Below are 24,813 nucleotides of genomic sequence, written 5' to 3'. Positions count from 1 at the left end.
CTATCACTCTCCTAAGTTTAAATTTATTTCTTCCATATTTTCATATACTTCTTCTTCTTCATATACACTATCAAGAAAGTTTAATGTAATTGAAAAGTTCAATGTATAAATTGACTCCTCTTTTTTAATGCTTTGTTCAATTTTAGCTATATTTAATTTTCTATCTCTTACATTTACAGTTCTATTAAATAGCTTATCAAGTTCATCTGAAACTTCATACATTCTTATATTATTTGATTGTGGTCTTGGTAAATACTTTATAGACATAACAACATCTTTGTTGTTTGTCTTTAACATTATGGGTGTACAAAGAACTGATACCATACTTACAAAAAAACAAGACCCTTCTGAACCTTGCATACTTTCATCATCAATAAAAATACTTTCATCAAAACTTTTTTTAAGTATATCAATAATTGTTTCTAATATTTCTTTGTTTTTAAGCAAATAATCACCACGCTATCACTAAATATTTTTTTACTTAATGTGGCAAACTTCTTATGAGTAGCATAAGTAATTTTTAAAGATACATCTAATTTCTCTATTGTTATGTTCCCTCTATATTTTTAGGTAATATCATGTTTCTCAATTCCTCACCTCCCTCACTATAGATTTCTTTCACAATAACATTATCTCATGTATTTCAGTGGGTGTTGTTGCTATAGTGTGTATAAAGTGTTGTAAAAGTGTTATGTTTTTTATAATATTTCACTTAATTTACAAATCATCTTTTTCTTTAAGTTGTAGCAAGAAGTTCTATCTAAATGCAATTTCATAGAAATATAGGTCATATTATTTTTAGTCTTACTATTATAAAAGAGATTAAAAAATTCCATCTCCATATCATTTAGACAAGTTAGAGCATTTTCTATTTTTTCCTTTTCTATTTCTATATCATCTTTTTCCATTTTTAATTTTCTTAATCTCTCCTCTTTTTTTATAACTTCATTTTCAACAGAAGAACTTATATTATATGTAGTACTAGTTTTTTCAGTATAAACTACAGCTCCACATCCAAAGTATTCATTTTCACATCTTTTTATATCTAGGTTAATATTCTTTATCTTTACATCCAAATACTTGTAATTATGTAATCTTTCATCTACTTCCTTAAGTAATATATCTTTTTTATTATCCATTGTATTTCTCCTTTTTATATTTTATTGTCTTTAGCCTTAACTTTATAATGATAGTTTCTAATCAATAGCCTTATTGCAAGTTCCACAAACTTTAAAGAACATTTTGTTCTATATATATTCAAAAAATTTTATTCATATTTTGTTCTGAAATAACAGAATTTTTTATGCAAAATGAATCATAACTTTTTATGTCTATTTCTACTCTTGATATATAATTATTTGTAATTCCCGCTTTCTCCAAATTTAGTTTGCGACAACCTTATAGATTCTCTGTAACCTTTTAAATTATTTTTAAACATACTTTTCTCCTCCTAGTATAATTAAGAATATTTTGTTCTTATCTATATTCATTATATAGAATTATTTGTTCTTTATCAATATTTTTTAGAAAAAATCATTCTTTTTTCTTTTATTAGTTTTAATTTTTAGAACAATTTGTTATAATTTATACATAAGGTGGTGTTATAATGTTTGCCAAAAGATTAAGAGAACTTAGAAAGGAATTTGGATTTACTCAAAGAGAACTTGGTGAAAAAGTAGGAGTTTCTCAAAGAGTTTTAGGATACTATGAAACAGAAAACAGATTTCCTGATGAACATATTTTAAATAAATTGGCTGATGTATTTAATGTATCAGTTGATTACCTTCTTGGAAGAACCTTGGTTAAGGAAAATATTGACACTGTTGCGGCACATAGAAAAAATCCACACGAAGACTTACCTGAAGAAGCTCAAGAACAACTTAATGATTATATAGAATTTTTACTAAATAAATATAAAAAAAAATAAACTATATAATGAGCAGATTTATTTCTCTGCTCTTTTAATATAACTTTTCATCAAACATACATTCTATATTAGGGGGATTTTTATGAATAATTTGGATAAACTTTTTGAATTAGCTTCTCAGGAAGAGATAATAATTCATTATACCACTCATATTGCAGGTGACTTAGAAGGATTATATATAAACAGGCATGGTATAAAAGTTATATCATTACTCAGTAACTTAAAACAAAATACAAATAAACTTACATCCATATTAGCAGAGGAACTTGGACATCATTTCACTAGTTTTGGATACTATATATCCTCTTATAATGATTATTACACAAAAATCATTATAGATAAATGTGAAAATAAAGCTTTAAAATGGGCTTGTGAATTTTTAATTACAGAAGAAGATATAATAAATATAATTAATTCTGGTATTACTTGTGTTTATGAAATGGCTGATATGCTTAATGTAGATATCAAATTTTTTCAAAAAAGATTGGAATTCTTATCATTAAAAAAACAAACTTTACCACTTGGTAATAATAAATATCTTGTATTAACTAATTTGCCATATTTCTACATATTTGATCCAATTTCATAATAAAATGGTAGTAATTTTAATTGACTTAATAGCAAAAATCTATATATTTATTTTAGCAAATTTTGGTTTCTATAAACTCAATATTAATATATAATAATGATAGCACATTATTTAAAATTCTAAAAACAAATACATGCTTTTTTAAGAAAGGTTGTTTGATGAATGTATAAAGAAAAGTTTTTTGATAATTATTTTAAGTTCTTAGCACTATTTTTTTGGCCAATTATGTGGTATAAGTGGATAGTAATTTCAAATGGTACTCTTGAAAATACATTATTTACTGCTTATACAATTGTTGCAATTATTTACATCATTTTATACTCAATATTTATAATAAAATATAAAGACATTACACAAATAGATTTCTTTTACAGGATAAGCACTTTACTTGCGTTTATATTTACTCTTTTTAGTTTCTTGATATATCCAAAGAGTTTATTTTTCTTGTATCTAAAGATAGTTTTTACTGGAATATATTTTTATTATTCAATAGTAAAAACACTTAAATTTAAACATGAAGAAGGAATAGTGGGAATTATGGCCTCAATTCTATTGATTGTAATCACCTTGTTCTATTAAATCTAAGTCTATTTGACTTAATATGACTTTAAATGTTAGACATATACATCGTTTTCTGATATTATTTAAGTTGGTAGCTTTATATTAATAATGAAATACACTATAAAAGGAGTTAACTATTATGGAAAATATGGAAAAAAAAGTTTTAGTAACAGTTGGAGAAAAAGAGATAACTAATATTGATATTGAAAATGCATTAAAATCATTAGATCCTTATCAAGCAATGCAATTTAAAACTGAAGAAGGAAAAAAACATTTATTAAATGATTTAGTAAACCAAGAACTATTCTTCTTAGATGCTAAGGACGAAAAATTAGATGAAGAAGAAGTGTTTAAGTTAGAAATGAAAAAAATAGAAGCAAATGTATTAAAGCAATTTGCTATAAATAAAGTTTTATCTAGTGTTGATGTAACAGAAGATGAAAAAGTAAAATTCTTTGAAGCTAATAAGAGTTCTTTTTCTAAACCAGAAAGTGCAACTGCTAAACATATACTAGTAGATAGTGATGAAAAAGCTAAAGAAATACTTGCTCAAATAAAATCAGAAGAAATATCTTTTGAAGATGCTGCTGTTAAACATTCTTCTTGCCCATCTAAAGATATGGGTGGTGATTTAGGAACATTCGGTAGAGGACAAATGGTTCCTGAGTTTGAAGAAGCTGTATTCTCTATGGCTAAAGGTGAAGTAAGTGAACCAGTTAAAACTCAATTTGGATACCATATAATAAAGTTAGAAGACCTTCAAGAAAGTACAGAATCTACATTTGATGAAGTTAAAGATGAAGTTGAAAAAAGTTTATTATACCAAAAACAAAATGAAGTTTATGGAAATAAAATAAATTCTCTTAATGCTAAATATGGAAATCTTGTAAAATACAACGACTAATAATAAAACAACAGATAAAAAAGGCTGTCTTATCTATAATTTTTAGAAAAGACAGCCTTTATATTAAAGTTTAAGAATTTAATTTCATATTATTATTCTTTTATTACAAAGAATAGAAGTAGAAACTTGAAAAGTTTCAAAAAATTTTCTAATTATCATCTGCTAAATTTTTATATCCACGTATTATCTCATAACAATAACCTATTACATCTCTTCTTTTTATTATCCCAATAAATGTATCTTGGTCATCTATAACAGGAATAAAATTTTGATTCAAAGATTTTATTACTAAATCTTCAATATCTGCATTGATGGAAACAGGAGAATTATCCATTTTTCTATTTATATCTGTTACTGGAACATCTTCCAATCCTTTTAGGTCCAGATTTAAATCGTTTTTTAATGTCCATAAAAAATCACCTTCTGTTATAGTTCCAATATATTTACCCTCTTTGCTTATTATTGGAATTGCAGAGTATTTGTGATATTCCATTTTTTCTAGGGCTTGCCTTATAGTGTAGTCTTCATATATATATGCTACTTCACTTTTTGGTGTTAGAAAGAATAATATGTTCATTACACTACCCACCGTTACCGAAAACTTATAAATATTATCCAATATTTATAATGTTACTTTTTTGCAGTAACTTTCTCCTTTCTCATTTTCTAAGTATTTTTTAGATACTATACGCTGTAACAAGCGTTTTTCTTTTAATAGCTTTAAATGTCTATACTTTATTAATATTTTTATATGGTCTATCAGCGTCACTTATTCTTTTTATAGAAAATTAACTAGAGGTTAATTGACTTAAACTTAGCCATAATAATTTTACTCTACACTATTAATTTTAACATATTTATCTTATTATTAATGCCTTTATTTTAATAATTTTAATTTATTTTGCAATTAATTTAGTTTACAAAAAACTGAAAAAACCGCTAAACGATTAGCGGCTTATCTGTCATATTACTAGAATACTAATATATATGAATTTTTAATTATAATCTAACTACGTTAGCAGCTTGAGGACCTTTAGCTCCATCCACTACTTCGAATTCAACACTTTGTCCTTCTTCTAATGATTTGTATCCATCTCCTGTTATAGCTGAGAAATGTACGAAAACATCTCCTTCACCTTCTACAGATATAAATCCAAATCCTTTTTCATTGTTAAACCATTTAACTACACCAGTTTTCATTAATAAATCCTCCTAAAAAAACACAATTATTTAGCTACTCTTTTCTGTAACCTTATTACTACTTTATCATATATAGCTATGTTTGTCAATTATTATTATTTTTATACATTAACAATCATTTTTTTTAATTTATAATATTAAATCATTGTTATCTTTTATACTTTATTTTTCTTTATAAATTTTTAATAGTTTATTTTTATTATATGGAATCTTATAGATTTATCACTCCAACCTAAATCCCATGGCACAAGCATTCTATCAGTATTATGACAGGTTACCAAAGGATATCCTCTTGAATCCAATCCCGTTACAGTCGAAACATGTGTTATTCTACCTTTTTTTTCATATCCTACAAAATCTCCAGGACGTAGATTATAAGCTTCTTTGTAAACATCTTCGTAAGAACCTTTAGCTATTAATGAACCTCTTCCACTATAGAGAGCATAATTTTTAAAAGCTTGCGCATTTACCCATGCTTTTGTTCCTGCTCTTTCACTATAATTCCAGATTGAATTTTTCTTAAACTTTCCACTTTCAAACATTATCTGTGATGCAAAGTTGGCACAATCTCCACCTTCTGGATTATAATCTCTATAATTTGGATTAAACTTCATACCATGTTCTTCATCTGCTGCTGCTCCACAGTATTTATGTGCATAATCTATAGCCTTCTTTTGCTCTTCTGTAAGCTGTAACTCTACAGCATTTTGTTGACCAATATAGCTTCTTATATCATCAGATTTTATATTTTCTAAATTTAAAGAATCTGCAAAAGGGTCTGTATACCACTCTTTAGTTATTACATATTGATTATCTATGATTTTTACATTTAGATAGTGATATGTACCTATTCTAAATACATTTTCTTTGTCCTTTTGATTTTCATATGAGTACTTATACTCAGTTGATACAGAACATATTATGCCATATAAGTCTTTTTCTTTTTCTTTTATTTTTTTAACTTTGACTCTTGTCTTTATGTCTTTAAACTTTACACCTTGTTTACTAGACCAATTTTCTAAATACTTCATCTTTTTTACTTCATTTTCATAAGCCCAAAGACCAAACTTTTTTTCTGTTTCATAAAGACCTTTTAAAATATTTTCATTTTTCTCTAATATTGCCTTATTTCTGTAGTCAAATAAATTTTCAAGCAATAACTTATACTGGTCTTTTACATCATCACCTTCAACAGTAGCAGATTCTATAACTTTTTCTTTCATATTTTTCATACTTAAATCATTAATTAAAAATACACCTGCTGTAGTAGCTAAAGATAAAAATACAAATGCCATTATACCTTTGATGTACTTATTTTTATTTTTCAGTATTTTCAAAGCTACACCTCCCAAATAGTACACCTTACGAATAAATTCACAAAAAAGCTATTATTATATACAATAATTTTCATATTTAATAATTCTCTATCTTATTATGTCCAATATTAAAAATTAATTGTATTGATACACTGTTTTTTTTACAAATTTTTATTTTATAATCTACTTTTTTCTTTTTTTTATAGTAATATATATGTATATAAATATTTTGATATCATTATGATTAATACATACTAATGGAGGGTTTTTTATGCAAAAAAAAGTCGCAGCAATTAATGACTTATCTGGAATAGGAAAATGTTCATTATCAGTTGCTATACCTATACTTTCAGCATTAAAGGTTCAATGTTGTCCATTTCCAACAGCTATACTTTCAAGTCAAACTGGTTATCCTGAGTTTACATTTTTAGATTGCACTGATGAGATGGTAAAATATTCAACTGTTTGGAAAAATTTAAAAGTCAACTTTGATAGTATATATAGTGGTTTTTTAGGTTCAAAACATCAAATTGAAATAGTGGCAAACTTTATAAATGATTATCCAAATGCTTTTATCGTAGTTGACCCTGTAATGGGCGATAATGGAATTATGTATCCAATCTTTACAGAAGAAATGAGACATGAAATTAAAGAATTAGTTAGACATTCAGATTTAACTACTCCTAATTTAACAGAAGCTTGTTTCTTAACTGGAAATGACTATACAAAAAAGGATTATAATAGAGATGAACTTATAAATATTGCAAAGTCTGTATCTTCTTTAGGACCTAGTAAAGTTGTAATCACAGGTATATTAGAAGATGATAATATATTAAATTTAGCTTATGATAGAGATACTGACCATATATTCTTTACTTCTGTTAAATACAATAACTGTTCTTATAGTGGAACTGGAGATATATTTACATCTATACTTTGTGGTATGCTAGTGAATAACCATGACTTAGGAATAGCTGTTAATACTGCAACAGATTTTATATATAAAACGATAAATTATACGTCTCAATTTGACACTGATAGAAATGATGGAGTGATGTTCGAAAACTTTTTATCAGATTTAATTAATATATAAAATTAACCACAAAAATTATCCATTTTACAAATACCTACCAAGTATATAAAATTTAGGTATTTATAAAATGGATATAATTATTAAATTATTGGTATTTCAATTGTTATCATTGCTCCACTAGTTTTTATAGAATTTTCAACATTTAAATTACCATTATGTTTTTGTATAATAGTATTTGCAATGTATAGACCCATACCATAATGAGATTTAGAGTTCCTACTCGAATCGCCTGTATAAAACTGTTCTGTAGCTTTTGATAAATCTTCCTTAGAAAAACCTCTTCCACAATCTGTAATTACAAATTTTAAATATCTTTGATTTACTAATACATCAAAATATAACTTACTTTGATTTGTTGAATAATCAATAGCATTTGAAATTATATTCATAATAGCTCTAAATAATAATTCTCTATCTATTGTTATATTCTTAGGTAAATCATCTTGCTTATAAAATTCCACATCTAAACTTTTTGTACTGGCCAGTGCTTCTATTTGCACCAAAACATCCTCTATAAATTTATCAATATTAATACTTTCTTTATTAATTGTATAACCTTTATCTGCTTTAGATATGTATATTAGAGTGTTAATATATTTTTCTATCTGAGTAACACCATTTGCTATATATTCCATATATTCTGATAACTCAGGATTGTCATTTATTTCAATCAATAAGTCCGCATTTCCATGTATAATGGTTAATGGGGTCTTTATATCATGTGCTAATGCAGATATCTGTTCTTTTCGAGTTTCTTCCAGTCTCCACTGCTTTTCTAGAGAATCTTTTAATGCTAGCTTCATTTTTTCTATAGAAAAGAGAACATTATCAATTTCATAAATATCACTAGATTCTATTGTAAAATCTAAATCTTGCTGTTGTATTTTTTCTGTAGCATTTTTCAAAAGGTCCATTTTTGCATTAATTTTTTTACCAAAAGATTTTGATAGTATAACCATTTCAATAAAAAATGCTACAACAAAAATAATTATCCCTAATACTTCTGGCTTTGGCAAATATTTTCTTAAAGCTGGAGAATTGAATTCTGATACTATATCATATCTTATTATACATACTTCATTTTGTCTAAAAAGTTTTATATAATTGTCTGACGAATGTCCACTTTTTACTTCAATACCTTTCATTAAATTCCAAGTTTTTTTTGCTTCTTTATTATTAAAAGTTCCCGAAGTCAATTTACCATCTAAAGTGTAGATTCCATAGTCACAAAAATCTGGTATTATATCTTTAGTTACTTTTTCACTTGAAATAATTTCATCTTTATATTTGTAGATTTGCTTTTCTGTATAATTGGATGGCAACACTACTCCTAATGATAATAACACAGAAAACAAAAATACTAAAAGAACTCCCAAAGTAATTGTTGTAACAAAGAATACAGACAAATATCTTACAAAAATAGTTCTTAACTTTACAACTTTTTTATTATTAGAATTTTTTTTCCGAAACATTCGTATCATATCCTCCAAACAGTTTAATTAACACCTAAGCAACTGTATATCTGATTATTTTTATCTCTTTTCTGTTATCAAATTATACTATAATATAATAATACAAATAATCTAAATAAACAATTAATTATTTTATTCTTCAGATTTCTTACCTTCCCATTTAGAAAACCAAATACATAAAATTACAAATGCAAAAATAGTTGCAAAGCCACAAATTAAACCTATTGACTGAAACTCTTGAATTGATTCAATTTCTTTAGAACTTGAAAAAGATGCCCAAACACTTACAAATCTAACACCCCATGCACAAGGAATATACTGCCATATACCATCTCCTAGTCCAGTTAGTAATAGTGCTGAAAGTAAAGTCTCCACTATACCTACTCCAATTGATGTTCCTTTTCCAAATCTCAAACTTAAGAATAAATGTAATATATATTCAAATAGATTACTTCCTGCTAAAATTAAAATTGAAATCATATAAAAACTTAGTGTAAAATGATTATTATTAAAAATAGTATCTATACCAAATTCAAAACCTAACACAGAAACTAATGTTGCTCCAAAACCAAGGCATATTAAAATTACATATTTACTTATAATTGTAAGGTATTTTGGATTAGATGATGTTAGTATATGCTTATAATTTCCTGAGTAATATTCTTGTTCAACGCACATTGAACACATAATACTTGATAATAAAGGAAAAGCTATAGCTATAACTTGTAAATATGCTACTATCTTTGATATACTATCATAACCTGAAATATTGTAATATCCTAAAAATAAGCCTATTCCTACTAATGCAATACAAAAGTGTATTAGTACTATGTAAGTTCTTTTTAGTTTTATCAAGTCAGAATTAAATAGTCTTATTAGTTGTGCCATATTATTTCACCTCTCTATTTTTAAACCAAGCACTTGTAGCTAAAGTAAATAATATAAATAAGGCAATAGATATTAATATCCCTGGTAAAATGACATTAGTGCTTAAAAGTTCATTTCCTTCTGGTACAGGAAGTCCATTTGGTAAAATATGCAATATTGCAGCCATTAATCTTGATGGAATTGAATATGGAAATAAGCACCATGAACTTGTAGTTGAAAAAACAGCTACTCCAAATACAGTGAAAAACATATTTATTAAAACTGTAATAAACAAACCAAATTTTGAGGCTAAAAACATACAAAGTGGAATTTGCCACATAAATAGTAAGATAAGTACTATAGTTCCAATAATATTTTGATTTATTAAAATAGTTTTCTTATAAACTACTCCAATAAAAACTATCCCTATCATGAAAATAATTGAAGATATACAAAGTATAATGGTACAATAAAGTATTTTTCCAGTCCAGATATTTTTTTTGTCAACTGGCAATGACAATACACCTCGATACTTCTTTTTTTCATCTTTTTGTACTACTAAAGAACAAATCAAAGTTATTGCTCCTGGAAGAAACATAGTATACCACCAATTGTAAGCACCATTTTGTCCTCCACCTAATCCAAAGCAGATAAGTATAGAAAATATTGGGGCTATCCAAGACAATCTCATTCCAAAAGTTCCTTTCATCTTTAGGAATTCTGCTCTAACAAATCTTTCCATGTTACTTACCTCTCTTTCTATTTTCAGCTACGACTTTCATAAAAAGTTCTTCTAAATTTTGTTCCCTTGATACTTCTCCTTGATACCCTATTACTCCATTAGAAATTATTCCAATTTCATCTACAACTTGCTCAACCTCAGATAAAATATGACTTGATAAAATAACTGTAATTCCTTGTTTTGGAAAAGAACGAATCAGTTCTCTAAGTTCCTCAATTCCAATAGGGTCAAGTCCATTTGTAGGCTCATCTAAGATTAAAAGTTTTGGGTGATTTAATAATGCAATAGCAATACCAAGACGTTGCTTCATACCCAGAGAAAACTGACCTGAACGCTTTTTAAAAGTATCTCTTAAATCAACAATCCCTAAAACTTCTTCAATGCGAGAGTCATGAAGACCAAGTAATGTAGTATGAACTTTTAAATTTTCTCTTGCTGTTAAATTCTCATATATCGCAGGTGATTCAATAAGAGACCCAATGTTTGCTAAATCTTTTCTAGTCCATCTATGACCTTCAAATAATATCTTCCCAGAAGTGGGGTTTAAGATTCCTGTTATCATTTTTAATAAAGTGGATTTCCCAGCTCCATTCGGTCCTAATAATCCATAAATAGAATTATGTTTAATTGCAATTGAAATATTATCAACTGCAACCTGCTCCTTAAACTTTTTAGAAACTCCTTTTACTTCCAAAATATAATTACTCATAATTTTCATCCTTTCTTTTGTCAAACTTATTTACAAGAATCATTCTAAATCATAAATATAAGGATTTTATAAGAATTAAAAAATTATAAAAAAATGATGTGCTTTTAAATAAAACACATCATTTCTTATTTTAACTCTATTAATTCTCCATTGTAGTATATCTCTACTTCTTCAATCCAAATACTATTATCATCTTCTTGAATGACATTTTTGATAATATTATTTATAGTATATATTATATTTTGTTCATTTAAATAATCATCTTTCCAAGAAACTCTCCCCTTTTCATCAGGTTCAACTAAGTTTATCTTAACTAGACTATCTTTTTCCTGAACTTCTACTTCCATATCTAAACCATTAAAATACTCATGTGATAAAGTATCTAAGATTAACTGTAGTTTTTCTTTTAATGTACTTTCTTCATCTATTTGTAAGTATTTTACTATCTTTTCATCCTTTGAAACTATCTCTATAGGTATTTTAGCTGTTCTTCTAGGATTAATTGTATCAGTTTCTTCTTTGATATCTTCACCTTTCTTTACAACTGCAGAATCTCTAGAATCAACCAATTCTACTTTGTCAACTTTATAATCCATACATGCTGTACTCAATAAAGTAGTAGCAATTATTAAAAAACTTACTGCTATTTTATTCATAAGTATCCCTCTCCCAATTCTATTTCGATACTTATTATACCATAGTATAGACTATATTTTTATACTTTTAGGTCAATTTATTAATTATAGTAATGAATTATTTACATTTCTAATTTATTTGAATTTATTTTTATAGTATACTCTTGTTCTAAATTCGACAAGTTTTCATTTAAAAGCCCTTTTATTTCTCTTATATTTTTATATGCGTTATGATTTTCTTCACTGTGTTCATATTCAATTGAACTATCATTGTATTCTTCTGACTCATCATTAATTTCTTCTATTCTTTCTTTAGATTTTATATCGCAATTAAACTTATACTTATTTACTGGTAGACTAAGACTTACTTTAGAATTTGGAACCTCTATATCTAAATTTTTAGCAATTGGAAAATCACAATATATGCTAAAGTTGTTATCGTAATGTGAATTTCTACCTATTTTTTCTTTTATATTTATATTTTCAGGTATATATTGTTCTACATTATTGACAAATATGTCTTCATATTCTGAAGATATATCTAATGATTCTGTTTCTATATTTACGTTTTTAACACCTAAAACTGATTTTGTAGATAATTCAAGATTATTGCTAGATATTAAGTTTAATGTATCTAGTTTATTTATATTATTTTCAGTTATAACTCTCTCAAATCTTCCATAAGAAGTCTTATATGTTATATTGCTTGAAGCTACATTATCATATACTAATAAAGATGAATCTACACTTGATACATTTATATCTACATTATTTGGTACATAGATTACTATTTCCCTATAATCTCCTGAAAACATATTATTTATAGATGTATTGAATAATTGGTCAAAATTTTTAATTTTTTTAACACGATTTTCATATTTTCTTTCACCTTTTACAACTAATGTCTTATCCTTTAAAGTTACATTATATTTGTAAAATTCATTGTTTCCTCTTGTTGTCACACGTACATCTTCACTTGAATGTCTCTTTATCGTAACATTTATATTGCCAACAGATACATCTAACTTGTCAATATTTACTTTTTCTTGATAAAGTTTATTTTCCTTTTTGAATTCAGCTTCTTTTTCGAGTCCAAAGTTTATTAAGCTTGGCATAACTAAAATCCCTGACCATGTTGTTCCAATTATACCTATTACCAATAAAACCGCAGCAAATATGGCAAGTTTCTTATTCATGTTTATCTTCTCCTTTCTTATCATCTATTTCTTCAAAATCTTTATACATTGCCTCAAAATTTATACTATCATCGTTGTAATTATCAGATTCCTTTATATTCTCTTCTTTTTCTATATTACAATAATCATCATATAAATCTTCATTACTATCTTTATTTAAATCTTTCTCACTTAAAGTATCCTTATTTCTTTTTTCCATCTTTTTATTTGCATTTATATAAATGTTTTTTCTCTTTATCCAATTTATATAACTGCCTAACAATTGTTTACCTAACTTTATAACAAACAGTAAAATTTGCCATGCCAGTATCTCTAAACCTATAAATGCTATAGTCGCAAATATACAAAACATTGTAACATCTGGAACCATTGAAATAAATTTAATCACAAATGGAATTGATATGACAAAAGCAATCAATGTACATACTAACCCAATAGCAACTGTAATAATAGCACATACAAATGCAAATGCTGGAATAATCAATAATAAGGATAAAAATACTAATAAAATCTTTATAGCTTCTCTAGATACTCCTCCGACACCTTCTTCTATACTTGGAGTAAGCTTATCATTTACTCTTTCTTTCGATTTATTGTACTTTTCTTTAGCTTCATCTTTTAAAATAGAATAACCCTTTTTCATATCTAACTTGAATTTACTAAACTTATCATTTAAAATATCTGTGTTTATTATTTTTTCATCTTCAATGTTTTTTTCTTTTGTCTGTAGAATAAGTTCTCTTGCTATAGATTTTGGTGAACCAAGTGATGCTATTATTTCCATATCACTCTTTCCTTCTATAATCCCATCTACAAAATATTCTTCATAATCTCTCAATATATCATTAACTTCGCTCTCAGAAAAATCCTTTTTTAGATAATCCTTTAAAATTTCCAGAAACTCAGTTTTATTCAAGTTCATTACCTCCCTCATCTTCACTTATTAAAATCTCAACAGCTTTTACAAATTCTCTCCACTCTTCCATCAGATTGGATAAGTTTTCTTTTCCTAGTGAAGTTATTCTATAGTATTTTCTAGCAGGACCCTCATTAGATTCTAGTATATACGTTTCAAAATACAAATCTTTTGTCAGTCTTCTTAGAATAGGATATATCGTTCCTTCATTTACATCTATTACTTTGGAAATATTATGTACTATTTCATATCCATACATATCTTTTTTAGATATTAGAGCAAGTACACAAATTTCTAAGACACCCTTTCTAAATTGTGTGTTCATATACTCCATCCTTTCTTTAAATACACAGTATTGTGTTTTACAAGGTACTATGTTAAAACTTCTTATGTTTTTATAATAACACAGTACTATGTTTTACACAATAGTTATTTTTTAATATTATTATTGATTAAATTCTTATGTAAATGTATAATACTCTAATCAGATATATTTTATGAAAGTGGTGATAAATTGTCTAAAACAAAAGAAGATAAAACTATATTAATCTTAACAGCTCAATTTGGTGCTGGTCATATAAGTGCTGCAAAAGCAGTTAAAGAATGTATCATGGAAAAATATAGTAATTACAATGTTGTTATACAAAACTTTATAAATGCAAGTATACCTATGATGAATAAGCCTATGGTGAAGCTTTATGAAAACAATACAAAATATACTCCTGGATTATATAATTATTATTATTATTTTAAGAAATCGTTTGACTCAAGACATGATTTCTCTCATAAATTATATACACCTAAACTTTCTGAGTATATTTCTGATATAAATCCAGATTTGATTATCTCTACATTTCCACTAGCTGCTGCTTGTGTAAATAATTTCAAGATAAAAAACCCTGATATAAATATACCAACATTGACAGTTATCACAGATGTTGTAGACAGTATGGAATGGGTTTTTGAAAATACAGATTTATATTTTGTTCCATCTCCAGAGATAAAAAATAGATTTTTTCAAAAAGGAATAAGTCCAGATTCCATAAAAGTTACTGGTGTTCCTGTAGATAAGAGATTCCAGATTGAAAGTAAAGAACCTTGTTATGGAAAATATAGGCTATTGCTTTTGGGTGGAGGAAGAGGTCTATTTGATATAGATGAGGATTTTATGCATTGGATAGATGACTTCATTGAAGAACATATTAATTCCATAGAGATTACAATAGTTACAGGTAAAAATAAAAAACTATATGATAATTTAACTCATAAAAAACCTCTAAAAAATATAAAAGTACTTGGATTTGTAAATGATATGTACAATCTGATAAAAGAATGTGACTTAATGTTGACTAAACCTGGAGGAGCAACTATATTTGAAGCAATCCAGTCTCAAACTCCAGTACTTGTTAAAATGCCAAAAGTTGGTCAAGAAATTGAAAATGCTAAATTTATAATAGATAAAGGACTTGGAATGATTTATAGTGATGACCTAGACCTAAAAAACATATTTTATAAGTTAGTATCAAATGAGTTTGATTCTATAATAAATTTTATGAAAAAGAATCTAGAAGAGTTTAAAACAGTCATTCATCCAGATGAAATTGCTGATTATATATCAGAATTAATAGATAATCAATATAATTAATTTTATATTAATTTTATTGTAAAACTTAAAATCCAAAATTAAAGGCAATTGAGTATGGTTTTTACATTTGAGATTTAACTCAAAATGATTTAATCATACTTAATTGCCTTTATAACATCAAAATCAAATTATTACTACTTTATCTTAATATATATTTTTCTTGTATTGCATATATAATTGTTGTATTTCTTCCATGCTTCTCTTTAGTTCTATTTGTAAATCCGAAGCAGTTTGATAATCTTTATTTTCTACAGCCTCTCTTACTCTAGTAAATAGTGATTCCCTAGTTAAAGTATCTTTCATAATATTAAACTTTAAGTCTGATATTGAATTCCAAACTACTTCATCAAGTGCATCCATATTTTCTTTTGTGTGTACTTTTACAATACTTCTTATCTTTTGAATTCCAGCTTCTATTATTCTAGTTTTTAATTTTTTTTGCCACTTATCTATTGCCCCAACTTTAAATGATTCTATTATACTATCAGTAAATACATCACCTTGTTTTAAAGATTTTAATTTAGAAGCATATATTTCTAGGTTTTTCATATTTTCATAAACTGTTGCTGGAGGTGTTCCAAATCTTGCATTTCTTTCTTCTAAATTATAATGTTCAAATACATCATTTTCATCTCTATATGCTCTGTCTTTTTCTAAATAGAAACTTTCTTCTCCCACATTTTTAGATAATTCTTTTTCTAGTTCTTTAGTACTAAGTCCACTCTTAGCTGCTGCTTTTATACCATCTAACATTGTTTGATAACATCCTGCTATTACTAGGTAAGTATTAGATAGAGGACTTGGTGATCTTAATTCAAATCTTACAGTTTTTGGATTCTTTATATCTCTTATTAACCCAACAAGTACCGACCTATTTCTAGATGGCATTTCATAACTATGACCTAAAGATGTAACTATACATACAGGTGCTTCAAATCCAGGAACCAGTCTATTAAATCCATCATTAGAAGCTGTTACAATCGGATTTAATACTTCATAATTATAAAGAAGTCCCATAAGAGCTCCATACCCTAATTCACTTAGATAGTCTTCTTTTAAATCTTTTGGAGCAAATAAGTTTTTTATACTTCCATCTTTTAATTTTGCACTTACTCCTACATGTGTATGACCACCACTTCCTGCAACTCCATGAATTGGCTTTGCTTTAAATGTAACTTCTAATCCATGCGATGTAAATACATCTTCTATAACATCTCTTACTAATAATTCATTATCTGCCGCTTGTAGTGGTGTAGAAAACTTCCAAGAAACCTCTAATTGCTCCATAGCATGGTTTGTTTTTCCATCTATACTTATAGAACTTTGAATTCCCCCAACCTCTTTATGAGCCATTTCAGGGCTTACACCTAGCTTTTGAAGTATTATTAAACTTTGTTCCAGACAAGTTCTTATAATACCATGAGTTCTTTTCCAGTATTGTTCTTTTAAGCTTTGTGATACATATAATTTTTCTAAGTCAGCTTTATCTTCAGGAGTATTAACCCAAAATTCGAGTTCTGTAGCTGCTGTTAACATTATTTCTTCTATATCATCTACTGAGTTTATTCCTATATTGTTTATTACATGTGGATATTCTCTAAATATTTCAAACATAGATTTCTTAAAATATTTATCTGCTTTTTGAAGAATTCCCCTAGAACATACTTTTTTATTATCGTGTATTAGAAATGCAGGTATCTTTAATGTTCCTACAGGCAACCCTACTTCTTCATCTATGTATTCCATATTGTAATCTACATACCAATGACAACTTTTATCTGGCATTAAGTCTACTTTTGCATTATTCAATGTTGCTATATTGTAAAGTTCAACACTTGAACCATCAGTTTGTATAGCTGATTCTAAGAATTTATCTATATCCTCTAAAAATAATTCTACAGGAATTTTTTCATCTGTTGCATTTCCTCCTAAGTCAACTCCCATTAAAGAAACGAACCTTATGTTTTTATTGCTCTCTAGGATTTCTCTTATTTCTTCATTGGTATGCTTATCTTTCTCTATTACATATAATAAACTCTCCATCTTTTCACTCTCCTATGATTTTTGTGTAAATTTTATTTTATTAAATATACAAGATAAAATTCATTTTTCCTTATATTTATGAATTTTTCTTGCAAAATATTCGTGTTTTATTCGTGTTTTTATTTATATTATTATATATCAAGTACAAAAAGTTCGCAATATTTTTTCTTGGAAAAATATTATACATACAATAGTTTAACATTTTTATAAATATGGGGTATACTAAAATAAAAGTATTTTTGTTTAAAAATTTAATTTAGCTTATAATATAATCTATACTAGTAATAATACAAAAATTTAGGAGATAAACTTTATGGAATACATAATTTTCGATTTGGAATTCAACCAAGGATTTGACAAAAAACTCAATAAAACTGTGTCCAATGAAAAATGTCCTTTTGAAATTATACAAATAGGAGCAATTAAACTGGATTCTAAATTTAATATAGTAGATACATTTAATAGCTATATTAAACCTACACTATACAAGGCAATGCACCCTTTTATTAGTCGTATGACCAATATTAAAGACTCTGATTTTAACGATTCACCTACTTTTCCTGAGGTTTACAACAATTTCATAAAATTCATAGCATCACACGACCCTATACTATGTGTTTGGGGGGTTGGAGATTTAAAGGAGTTATACAGAAATATCAATTATCATAAGCTAGCATCAGATATTTTACCTAAGTCTTATATTAATATTCAACAACATGCATCTAAATATTTTAATAATCCAGCAGGAAAAAGTATTGGCTTGAAAAATGCTATTTCTATATTGGAACTTGATGAAAAAATGTCTTATCACAACGCTTTAAATGATGCATATTATACAGCGAAGGTTTTTATTAAGATATATAATCCAAGCATAGTACCTGATATATATGTGTATACAAATATTAAATCTAAATCTATAAAGTATTCTAATAAAAAAAGAGTTGACTATGATAAATTATTTGATGAGTTTAAGAAAATTCTAAATCGTGATTTGACTAAAGATGAGAAAAAAATTATTAATTTAGCTTACAACATGGGAAAAACAAATCAATTTGAATTAGAAAACTCTAAGCAAAGAAAAAATAAGTGAAATTTATTTAGGTTAAAAAAAGGCATGTAGATTAAAAGAATAATTAACTTTAAATTTACATCTACAGCCCAATTTTTATCCTGATTAAACTTCTATATTATCTCTAATTCTACTGGACAATGGTCTGACCCCAATACCTCAGTATGTATATTTGCATTTGTCAATCTATCTTCTAATTTTTTAGATGCACAAAAATAATCGATTCTCCATCCAGCGTTATTTTTTCTTGCATTAAATCTATATGACCACCAACTATACACTCCTTCTTTATCAGGATTAAAGTATCTATATGTGTCTATAAATCCACTATCTAATAATTTAGAGAATTTTTCTCTTTCTTCTTTTGTAAAACCTGCGTTCTTTGTATTGTTTTTAGGATTTTTTAAGTCTATTTCTTTATGTGCAACATTCATATCTCCACACACTATTACAGGCTTATGATTATCTAATTTAACTAAATAATCTATAAAGTCATCTTCCCATCTAGTTCTATATTCTAATCTCTTTAATTCAGATTGAGAATTTGGCGTATATACAGTAATAAAATAAAAATCTTCAAATTCTAAAGTTATAACTCTACCTTCCTTATCATGTTCTTCTATATTTATTCCATACATTACTTTTAAAGGCTCTTTTTTTGTAAATATAGCAGTACCTGAATAGCCTTTTCGCTCTGCATAATTCCAGTACTGAAAATAACCTGGCAAATCTAACTCTATTTGCCCTTCCTGTAATTTAGTCTCTTGTAAGCAAAATATATCTGCATCAATATCTCTAAAAAAGTCTAAAAATCCTTTCCCAACACACGCTCTTATCCCATTGACATTCCACGATATAAATTTCATATTCCACTCCTCATCTAAATAGCAATTTTCTATTAGTTTTTTTATTTATTTTTCTATTTGTTTTTATTTTAACATTAATATACTATAAATTTATTTTAAAATCATTATTTCTTTAATACCTAAAAGATACATACTTTAATCAAATTTTAATTTTTTTGTTAATTCTTCAGGATTCATTGAAGAAACATACATATTTGTTCCAAGTTCAAATCCTCCAAGGTTATACTTTCTTGGTATTATGTGCATATGGACATTAAAGTATGATTTTGTTTCAATTTTTGTTGGATGAGTATGGATACATAAGTTAAATGGCATATACCCATTTATATTATATAATTTTTTAAATAACTTTTCGAATATCATAGAAATCTCTTTTACATTATTATCTGTTAATTCATCAAACTTTATGTTGTCTTTAAATATTACTCTTACTTCTCCACTGTACTTAGTTGCATATGGTATAATCACTAAAAAAGCGTCTCCATTATAAACCACTCTTTTATTTAAACTTATTTCATTTTCTACCAAGTCATTATACAAAGAGCTTTTATTACTATCATAATACTCTTTTGAAACCAACAATTCATTTGTAATTTCAGGTGGAATAAAAGACATAGATAGTATTTGAGCATGTGGATGCATCAAAGATGCTCCAGCCTTTCTCAAGAAATTTTTAAAAATACTCACATATTCTACTTTGTCATCTTTCGACAAATCTTTAAATCTATTTCTATACATAAAAAAAACATCTTCAAATTCTTTTTGATTCATATTGTAAAAACTGCTGTTATGTTTATTGCTTTCTATCATTACCTCATGAATACCATATATATCTCTTGCCAAATCATCAATTATAGGAAATTTATTATATATAGATTTTACAAGCCAACCTTCATCACCTTTTATTTCAAATAGTGTATCTGTTGCATAAGCTTCATTTCCCTTACAAAATGGGCATCCTTCATCGTATTCATTCGTTTCTTCTTCATCATTTGGTACATCAATTGTATCTAATGGTCTTTTCAGCCTATCAGTAGCAAATATAACAACATCATTAGTAATTGGATCTATTCTTAATTCTCTCATAATTAACACCTCTTAGTTAATAGCCTTTAATATAATTATATGATATTTATTGTATCTGTTAAATAAATTTATAATATTTTTTATAATTTTACATATTTAGTATTAGGTATTTTAATTTTCTAATACAAAAAAATTATAACTAATATATCCATATATTATCATACTATAAATAAGTTTATGTACATATAATTTATTAGTATAAATACGAGTGTTTCACTGTAATTTGTTAAAAGTTTATTTTAAAGCTATATTAATTTTTTTTGATGATTTTTACCTATAAGTATGTTATTATTATCTTGTAAAGATGTCTTGTATTCCAATATACAATTTACATAATACAATATACGTATTTAAATTAAATAGGGGGTATTAAAATGAATTATTCAAACAGAGTTAGTGCAATGCAAGCCTCTCCAATCAGAAAACTTGTTCCATTTGCACAAGCAGCAAAAGATAAAGGAATCAAAGTATATCACTTAAATATAGGTCAACCAGACATAAAAACTCCTCAAGGGTTTTTTGATGCTGTTAAAAACTTTGATAGCGAAGTTTTAGAATATGCTACTTCTGAAGGTATTCCAGAATTATTAGAAGCACTTCAAAATTACTACAAAACTTACAACATGGATTTTGAAAAAGATGAATTATTAGTGACTAATGGTGGTAGTGAAGCTTTACTTTTCACTATGATGGCTGTTTGTGACCCAGGAGATAATTTATTAGTTCCAGAACCATTCTATACTAACTACAATGGATTTGGTCAATGTGTAAACGTGGAAGTTAATGCTGTTACAACAAAAGCAGAAAACGGTTTCCACCTTCCATCAAAAGAAGAAATAGCTTCTAAGGTAGATGATAGAACTAAAGCTATAATTCTTTCTAACCCAGGAAATCCAACTGGTGCAATTTATACAAAAGAAGAACTTAATATCCTAGCTGAAATAGCTAAAGAAAAAAATCTATGGATAATAGCAGACGAAGTTTATAGAGAATTTGTTTATGATGGACTTGAGTATACTAGCTGTGGTAACTTAGAAGGTGTACAAGACAGAGTTATAATAATAGACAGTGTTTCTAAGAGATACAGTGCTTGTGGTGCTAGAATTGGTTCTATCGCTTGTAAAAATAAAGGTCTTATAGCTCAAATACTTAAATTGTGTCAAGGAAGACTTTGTGTTCCTACATTAGAACAAATAGGAGCTGTTGAATTATACAAAACTCCAGCTTCTTACTTCAAAGAAGTTAATGAAGAATACAAAAAAAGAAGAGACGTATTATACAATGAATTAATGAAAGTTGAAGGTGTTATATGTAAAAAACCAACTGGTGCATTCTATATAGTTGCTAAATTACCAGTTGAAAATGCAGAAGATTTCACAATCTGGATGTTAAAAGAGTTCAGTAAAAATAATGAAACTGTTATGGTTTGCCCTGCTGAAGGATTCTATGCTACTCCAGGTTTAGGACGTGACGAAATAAGATTAGCTTACATCCTAAATGAAACTGACCTTCATAGAGCTGCTACATTATTAAAAGAAGGTTTAGAGCAATATGTAGCTTTACACAAATAAATTTTAAAAGTTTACTTTATGTAAATTTTATCAGATAAAAAGTCCCCTTTTCAACCAATATTTGAAAAGGGGATTTTTCATAGTTTTCTATCTAAATTCGTCTTTATTTAATATATATTGAAGAGTATTTATTGCTCCTAGATAGTTCTTTCTATCTTCTTCAGTTAGTCTAGAAAGCTTCTCTTCTAATCCATCACTCAATTTATCCATAAAATCAGAAGCTATCTTATCTCCTTCTTCTGTAATATCAATTAAATACTTTCTTCTATCAACTAAATCTCTTTTTCTTGTTACATATTTCTTTTCTGTTAAATCATCTACCATACTAGTTAGACTGCCTTTTTCTATATTTAATTTAGAGCATAAATCAGTCATGCTTATTACTCCATAATTTCTTATAAATACTAATGCTCTTAATTGTGTTTTATTTACATTATAGTCTGGTGCGAATTTTTTTAGGTCTTCTAAATATAAGCTAGAATAAATCTTCGGAAATGTTTTTACCAAAAAACTTATAGTATCTTTTACTACGTATTTCATACAATCACCTCAGTTGTTTTAAAATTTATTAAATTATCTAACTAACTTATTTCAGTTTACATTAAAAATATTGCAAGTACAATAGTTTTTAAATAATGATTAAATTTAATTAGTAATCTTATTGTTTTTCTTATTTTTAATAATATTTCTCTGATTAAATATTATTTATATAGCTATTTTATTAAATTCATGATATAGTAAATAAGGAAGAACTCTTCACAGCGGTGAAGAGCAGACGCTAGCCCATTAAAATGGCTATCTTATTTATAAATAAGATAGCCATTTTTAATTATATTTTATCTATAAAACTTACACTCTTAAATCCACATCTACTTTTCCTAAATCTTCTTTATAATCTTTTATAGCTGGTTCTACAACTTCATTTACAAATTCTACAACTTGTTCTGGAGCTCTTCCTATAAAGTTTTTTGGGTCCATTATAGATAATATTTCTTCCTTACTCATTTTAAATGAATCATCATTCATTATAAGCTCAATTAAATTATTATCTTTACCTTCATGTTTAACTCTATAAGCAGCTTTCATAGAATATTCTCTTATTATCTCATGTAATTCCTGTCTATCTCCACCTCTTTTTACAGCTTCCATAAGTATTGTTTCTGTAGCCATAAAAGGAAGTTCTTCATTTACACGTTTATTTATCATATTTTCATATACTACTAACCCATCAGTTACATTTATACCTATTTCAAGTATAGCATCTGCTGCCATAAAAGCTTGAGGTATAGCTAATCTTTTATTGGCTGAGTCATCTAATGTTCTCTCTAACCATTGAGTAGCCTGTACCATTGCAGGGCTTATAGATTCAGATATTATATATTTAGATAAAGAAGCTATTCTTTCACTTCTCATTGGATTTCTTTTATAAGCCATTGCTGATGAACCTATTTGATTTTTTTCAAACGGCTCTTCTAATTCTTTTAGACTTTGTAAAAGTCTTATATCATTAGTCATTTTATGCATACTTTGAGCTATTCCTGATAATACACTTACTACTTGATAGTCCAGTTTTCTAGTGTATGTTTGTCCACTTACTGCATAAGAAGAACTATATCCCATTTTGTTACAGATTTTCTTATCTAACTCTTTTACTTTTTCATGGTCTCCTTCAAATAAACTTAAAAAACTTGCTTGAGTCCCAGTAGTCCCCTTAACTCCTCTTAATTTCATATTGTCTATTCTATAATTTAAGTCTTCTAAATCAAGAATTAAATCTTGAGCCCACAAACAAGCTCTTTTCCCTACTGTTGTAAGTTGTGCTGCTTGAAAGTGCGTAAAACCAAGAGCTGGCATATCCTTATACTTAAGTGCAAATTCTTTTAAGTTATTTATTAAATTTACAAGCTTTACTCTTAAAAGTTTTAGTGCTTCATTCATTTGTACAACGTCTGTATTATCTCCAACATAAGCAGATGTTGCTCCTAAATGAATGATTCCTTTAGCTTTTTCACATTGTAAACCATACGCTTTTACATGAGACATTACATCATGTCTTACTTCTTTTTCTATTTTTCTAGCTTCATCAAAATTTATATTATCTATATTAGCTCTTAACTCATCTAATTGTTCTTCAGTTATATTGATTCCTAACTCATGCTCGCCTTCAGCAAGAGCAACCCATAATCTTCTCCATGTAGAAAATTTAAATTGTGGAGAAAATATATAACTCATATCTTTACTACAGTATCTATCTGTAAGCGGATTTGAGTACGTAGTATATTTGTTATCTATCATTATATTAGCACCTTCCTTAAATCTTTTGTTGTATAGTTATTATGTACATATTAGTACATAAATAATTATATATAATTTTACGAACTATAACAAGGCTTTTTTATTTTTTGT

Annotated in this window: 25 protein-coding genes; 7 read left to right on the top strand and 18 right to left on the bottom strand. The window is 26.8% G+C overall.

Going from position 1 to position 24,813, the window contains the following annotated elements:
• Positions 1-3 precede the first annotated feature (3 nt).
• Both IR151_RS09450 and IR151_RS09445 read right to left on the bottom strand, forming a co-directional pair.
• Positions 4-447 (bottom strand): DUF6838 family protein, encoded by a 444-nt coding sequence (locus tag IR151_RS09450; protein ID WP_227434267.1) that lies wholly within the window; start codon positions 445-447, stop codon positions 4-6.
• Positions 448-698: 251 nt separating this feature from the next.
• Positions 699-1,139 (bottom strand): hypothetical protein, encoded by a 441-nt coding sequence (locus IR151_RS09445; protein WP_227434266.1) that lies wholly within the window; start codon positions 1,137-1,139, stop codon positions 699-701.
• Between the two features lie 467 nt (positions 1,140-1,606).
• On the opposite strand from IR151_RS09445, the gene IR151_RS09440 reads away from it, so the two are divergent.
• The 3 genes from IR151_RS09440 to IR151_RS09430 all read left to right on the top strand — a co-directional run bounded on the left by IR151_RS09440 (position 1,607) and on the right by IR151_RS09430 (position 3,981).
• Entirely contained in the window at positions 1,607-1,927 is a 321-nt protein-coding gene (locus tag IR151_RS09440; protein ID WP_227434265.1) for an XRE family transcriptional regulator, read from the top strand.
• An 82-nt stretch (positions 1,928-2,009) separates the two neighbouring features.
• Positions 2,010-2,516, top strand: coding sequence for an ImmA/IrrE family metallo-endopeptidase (locus IR151_RS09435; RefSeq protein WP_227434264.1), 507 nt, complete (start codon positions 2,010-2,012; stop codon positions 2,514-2,516).
• A 709-nt stretch (positions 2,517-3,225) separates the two neighbouring features.
• Positions 3,226-3,981 carry a peptidylprolyl isomerase gene (locus IR151_RS09430; RefSeq protein WP_227434332.1) on the top strand — a complete coding sequence of 252 codons (756 nt, stop codon included), beginning with the start codon at positions 3,226-3,228 and terminating at the stop codon, positions 3,979-3,981.
• 148 nt (positions 3,982-4,129) lie between these two features.
• Here IR151_RS09430 and IR151_RS09425 read toward each other — a convergent pair whose 3' ends face one another.
• The 3 genes from IR151_RS09425 to IR151_RS09415 all read right to left on the bottom strand — a co-directional run bounded on the left by IR151_RS09425 (position 4,130) and on the right by IR151_RS09415 (position 6,518).
• Positions 4,130-4,558 carry a CBS domain-containing protein gene (locus IR151_RS09425; RefSeq protein WP_227434263.1) on the bottom strand — a complete coding sequence of 143 codons (429 nt, stop codon included), beginning with the start codon at positions 4,556-4,558 and terminating at the stop codon, positions 4,130-4,132.
• Between the two features lie 422 nt (positions 4,559-4,980).
• Positions 4,981-5,181 carry a cold-shock protein gene (locus IR151_RS09420; RefSeq protein WP_227434262.1) on the bottom strand — a complete coding sequence of 67 codons (201 nt, stop codon included), beginning with the start codon at positions 5,179-5,181 and terminating at the stop codon, positions 4,981-4,983.
• 182 nt (positions 5,182-5,363) lie between these two features.
• Positions 5,364-6,518: an amidase domain-containing protein gene (locus IR151_RS09415; protein WP_227434261.1), complete on the bottom strand. Its 1,155-nt coding sequence runs from the start codon at positions 6,516-6,518 to the stop codon at positions 5,364-5,366.
• A 250-nt stretch (positions 6,519-6,768) separates the two neighbouring features.
• Between IR151_RS09415 and IR151_RS09410 the strand changes: the two genes are divergently transcribed.
• Positions 6,769-7,590 carry a pyridoxamine kinase gene (locus tag IR151_RS09410; RefSeq protein ID WP_227434260.1) on the top strand — a complete coding sequence of 274 codons (822 nt, stop codon included), beginning with the start codon at positions 6,769-6,771 and terminating at the stop codon, positions 7,588-7,590.
• Between the two features lie 80 nt (positions 7,591-7,670).
• On the opposite strand, the gene IR151_RS09405 is transcribed toward IR151_RS09410, so the two are convergent.
• The 8 genes from IR151_RS09405 to IR151_RS09370 form a co-directional block, all read right to left on the bottom strand.
• A complete protein-coding gene (locus IR151_RS09405; RefSeq protein WP_227434259.1) occupies positions 7,671-9,062 on the bottom strand; it encodes a sensor histidine kinase in 1,392 nt (463 codons plus the stop codon).
• A 132-nt stretch (positions 9,063-9,194) separates the two neighbouring features.
• Positions 9,195-9,950, bottom strand: a complete 756-nt coding sequence (locus tag IR151_RS09400) for a lantibiotic immunity ABC transporter MutG family permease subunit (protein WP_227434258.1) — start codon at positions 9,948-9,950, stop codon at positions 9,195-9,197.
• A 1-nt stretch (position 9,951) separates the two neighbouring features.
• Positions 9,952-10,671, bottom strand: a complete 720-nt coding sequence (locus IR151_RS09395) for a lantibiotic immunity ABC transporter MutE/EpiE family permease subunit (protein WP_227434257.1) — start codon at positions 10,669-10,671, stop codon at positions 9,952-9,954.
• A gap of 1 nt (position 10,672) precedes the next feature.
• Positions 10,673-11,380: a lantibiotic protection ABC transporter ATP-binding protein gene (locus tag IR151_RS09390; RefSeq protein WP_227434256.1), complete on the bottom strand. Its 708-nt coding sequence runs from the start codon at positions 11,378-11,380 to the stop codon at positions 10,673-10,675.
• A 125-nt stretch (positions 11,381-11,505) separates the two neighbouring features.
• Positions 11,506-12,036, bottom strand: a complete 531-nt coding sequence (locus IR151_RS09385; protein ID WP_227434255.1) for a hypothetical protein — start codon at positions 12,034-12,036, stop codon at positions 11,506-11,508.
• A 101-nt stretch (positions 12,037-12,137) separates the two neighbouring features.
• The gene (locus IR151_RS09380) at positions 12,138-13,211 is read right to left on the bottom strand and encodes a DUF4097 family beta strand repeat-containing protein (protein WP_227434254.1); all 1,074 of its coding nucleotides are present in this window, start codon (positions 13,209-13,211) and stop codon (positions 12,138-12,140) included.
• Positions 13,204-14,133: an HAAS signaling domain-containing protein gene (locus tag IR151_RS09375; protein WP_227434253.1), complete on the bottom strand. Its 930-nt coding sequence runs from the start codon at positions 14,131-14,133 to the stop codon at positions 13,204-13,206. Before IR151_RS09375 ends, IR151_RS09380 begins: the two co-directional genes overlap by 8 nt.
• The gene (locus IR151_RS09370; RefSeq protein WP_009889116.1) at positions 14,120-14,452 is read right to left on the bottom strand and encodes a PadR family transcriptional regulator; all 333 of its coding nucleotides are present in this window, start codon (positions 14,450-14,452) and stop codon (positions 14,120-14,122) included. Before IR151_RS09370 ends, IR151_RS09375 begins: the two co-directional genes overlap by 14 nt.
• Positions 14,453-14,641: 189 nt before the next feature.
• Between IR151_RS09370 and IR151_RS09365 the strand changes: the two genes are divergently transcribed.
• Positions 14,642-15,772, top strand: a complete 1,131-nt coding sequence (locus IR151_RS09365; RefSeq protein WP_227434252.1) for an MGDG synthase family glycosyltransferase — start codon at positions 14,642-14,644, stop codon at positions 15,770-15,772.
• A 144-nt stretch (positions 15,773-15,916) separates the two neighbouring features.
• Here the strand turns inward: IR151_RS09365 and IR151_RS09360 are convergent, their stop codons facing one another.
• The gene (locus IR151_RS09360; RefSeq protein ID WP_227434251.1) at positions 15,917-17,815 is read right to left on the bottom strand and encodes a glutamine synthetase; all 1,899 of its coding nucleotides are present in this window, start codon (positions 17,813-17,815) and stop codon (positions 15,917-15,919) included.
• 313 nt (positions 17,816-18,128) lie between these two features.
• Here IR151_RS09360 and IR151_RS09355 point away from each other — a divergent pair, with 313 nt between their 5' ends.
• Positions 18,129-18,905, top strand: coding sequence for a 3'-5' exonuclease (locus tag IR151_RS09355; protein WP_227434250.1), 777 nt, complete (start codon positions 18,129-18,131; stop codon positions 18,903-18,905).
• Positions 18,906-18,997: 92 nt separating this feature from the next.
• On the opposite strand, the gene IR151_RS09350 is transcribed toward IR151_RS09355, so the two are convergent.
• On the bottom strand, positions 18,998-19,750 hold the full coding sequence (locus IR151_RS09350) for an exodeoxyribonuclease III (protein ID WP_227434249.1): 753 nt from the start codon (positions 19,748-19,750) through the stop codon (positions 18,998-19,000).
• 135 nt (positions 19,751-19,885) lie between these two features.
• Positions 19,886-20,836 (bottom strand): galactose-1-phosphate uridylyltransferase, encoded by a 951-nt coding sequence (galT, locus tag IR151_RS09345; RefSeq protein ID WP_227434248.1) that lies wholly within the window; start codon positions 20,834-20,836, stop codon positions 19,886-19,888.
• Between the two features lie 374 nt (positions 20,837-21,210).
• Between galT and IR151_RS09340 the strand changes: the two genes are divergently transcribed.
• Complete coding sequence (locus IR151_RS09340) at positions 21,211-22,407, top strand: pyridoxal phosphate-dependent aminotransferase (RefSeq protein ID WP_227434247.1); 1,197 nt, start codon at positions 21,211-21,213, stop codon at positions 22,405-22,407.
• Between the two features lie 87 nt (positions 22,408-22,494).
• On the opposite strand, the gene IR151_RS09335 is transcribed toward IR151_RS09340, so the two are convergent.
• Both IR151_RS09335 and purB read right to left on the bottom strand, forming a co-directional pair.
• The gene (locus IR151_RS09335) at positions 22,495-22,947 is read right to left on the bottom strand and encodes a MarR family winged helix-turn-helix transcriptional regulator (protein WP_227434246.1); all 453 of its coding nucleotides are present in this window, start codon (positions 22,945-22,947) and stop codon (positions 22,495-22,497) included.
• 309 nt (positions 22,948-23,256) lie between these two features.
• A complete protein-coding gene (gene purB, locus IR151_RS09330; RefSeq protein WP_227434245.1) occupies positions 23,257-24,702 on the bottom strand; it encodes an adenylosuccinate lyase in 1,446 nt (481 codons plus the stop codon).
• Between the last annotated feature and the right edge of the window lie 111 nt (positions 24,703-24,813).

The sequence above is a fragment of the Clostridioides sp. ES-S-0006-03 genome, assembly GCF_020662275.1.
Taxonomy (GTDB): Bacteria; Bacillota; Clostridia; order Peptostreptococcales; family Peptostreptococcaceae; genus Clostridioides.
Note: the sequence above shows the minus strand (reverse complement) of the source record. Positions and strands in the feature narration are given on the sequence as shown.

Coding starts and splice junctions, on each gene's coding strand:
- IR151_RS09390 (WP_227434256.1), bottom strand. CDS start 11,380: ATGAGTAATTATATTTTGGAAGTAAAAGGAGTTTCTAAAAAGTTTAAG.
- IR151_RS09410 (WP_227434260.1), top strand. CDS start 6,769: ATGCAAAAAAAAGTCGCAGCAATTAATGACTTATCTGGAATAGGAAAA.
- IR151_RS09350 (WP_227434249.1), bottom strand. CDS start 19,750: ATGAAATTTATATCGTGGAATGTCAATGGGATAAGAGCGTGTGTTGGG.
- purB (WP_227434245.1), bottom strand. CDS start 24,702: ATGATAGATAACAAATATACTACGTACTCAAATCCGCTTACAGATAGA.
- IR151_RS09435 (WP_227434264.1), top strand. CDS start 2,010: ATGAATAATTTGGATAAACTTTTTGAATTAGCTTCTCAGGAAGAGATA.
- IR151_RS09370 (WP_009889116.1), bottom strand. CDS start 14,452: ATGAACACACAATTTAGAAAGGGTGTCTTAGAAATTTGTGTACTTGCT.
- IR151_RS09355 (WP_227434250.1), top strand. CDS start 18,129: ATGGAATACATAATTTTCGATTTGGAATTCAACCAAGGATTTGACAAA.
- IR151_RS09360 (WP_227434251.1), bottom strand. CDS start 17,815: ATGGAGAGTTTATTATATGTAATAGAGAAAGATAAGCATACCAATGAA.
- galT (WP_227434248.1), bottom strand. CDS start 20,836: ATGAGAGAATTAAGAATAGATCCAATTACTAATGATGTTGTTATATTT.
- IR151_RS09400 (WP_227434258.1), bottom strand. CDS start 9,950: ATGGCACAACTAATAAGACTATTTAATTCTGACTTGATAAAACTAAAA.
- IR151_RS09395 (WP_227434257.1), bottom strand. CDS start 10,671: ATGGAAAGATTTGTTAGAGCAGAATTCCTAAAGATGAAAGGAACTTTT.
- IR151_RS09405 (WP_227434259.1), bottom strand. CDS start 9,062: ATGTTTCGGAAAAAAAATTCTAATAATAAAAAAGTTGTAAAGTTAAGA.
- IR151_RS09440 (WP_227434265.1), top strand. CDS start 1,607: ATGTTTGCCAAAAGATTAAGAGAACTTAGAAAGGAATTTGGATTTACT.
- IR151_RS09385 (WP_227434255.1), bottom strand. CDS start 12,036: ATGAATAAAATAGCAGTAAGTTTTTTAATAATTGCTACTACTTTATTG.
- IR151_RS09380 (WP_227434254.1), bottom strand. CDS start 13,211: ATGAATAAGAAACTTGCCATATTTGCTGCGGTTTTATTGGTAATAGGT.
- IR151_RS09375 (WP_227434253.1), bottom strand. CDS start 14,133: ATGAACTTGAATAAAACTGAGTTTCTGGAAATTTTAAAGGATTATCTA.
- IR151_RS09420 (WP_227434262.1), bottom strand. CDS start 5,181: ATGAAAACTGGTGTAGTTAAATGGTTTAACAATGAAAAAGGATTTGGA.
- IR151_RS09340 (WP_227434247.1), top strand. CDS start 21,211: ATGAATTATTCAAACAGAGTTAGTGCAATGCAAGCCTCTCCAATCAGA.
- IR151_RS09445 (WP_227434266.1), bottom strand. CDS start 1,139: ATGGATAATAAAAAAGATATATTACTTAAGGAAGTAGATGAAAGATTA.
- IR151_RS09425 (WP_227434263.1), bottom strand. CDS start 4,558: ATGAACATATTATTCTTTCTAACACCAAAAAGTGAAGTAGCATATATA.
- IR151_RS09335 (WP_227434246.1), bottom strand. CDS start 22,947: ATGAAATACGTAGTAAAAGATACTATAAGTTTTTTGGTAAAAACATTT.
- IR151_RS09430 (WP_227434332.1), top strand. CDS start 3,226: ATGGAAAAAAAAGTTTTAGTAACAGTTGGAGAAAAAGAGATAACTAAT.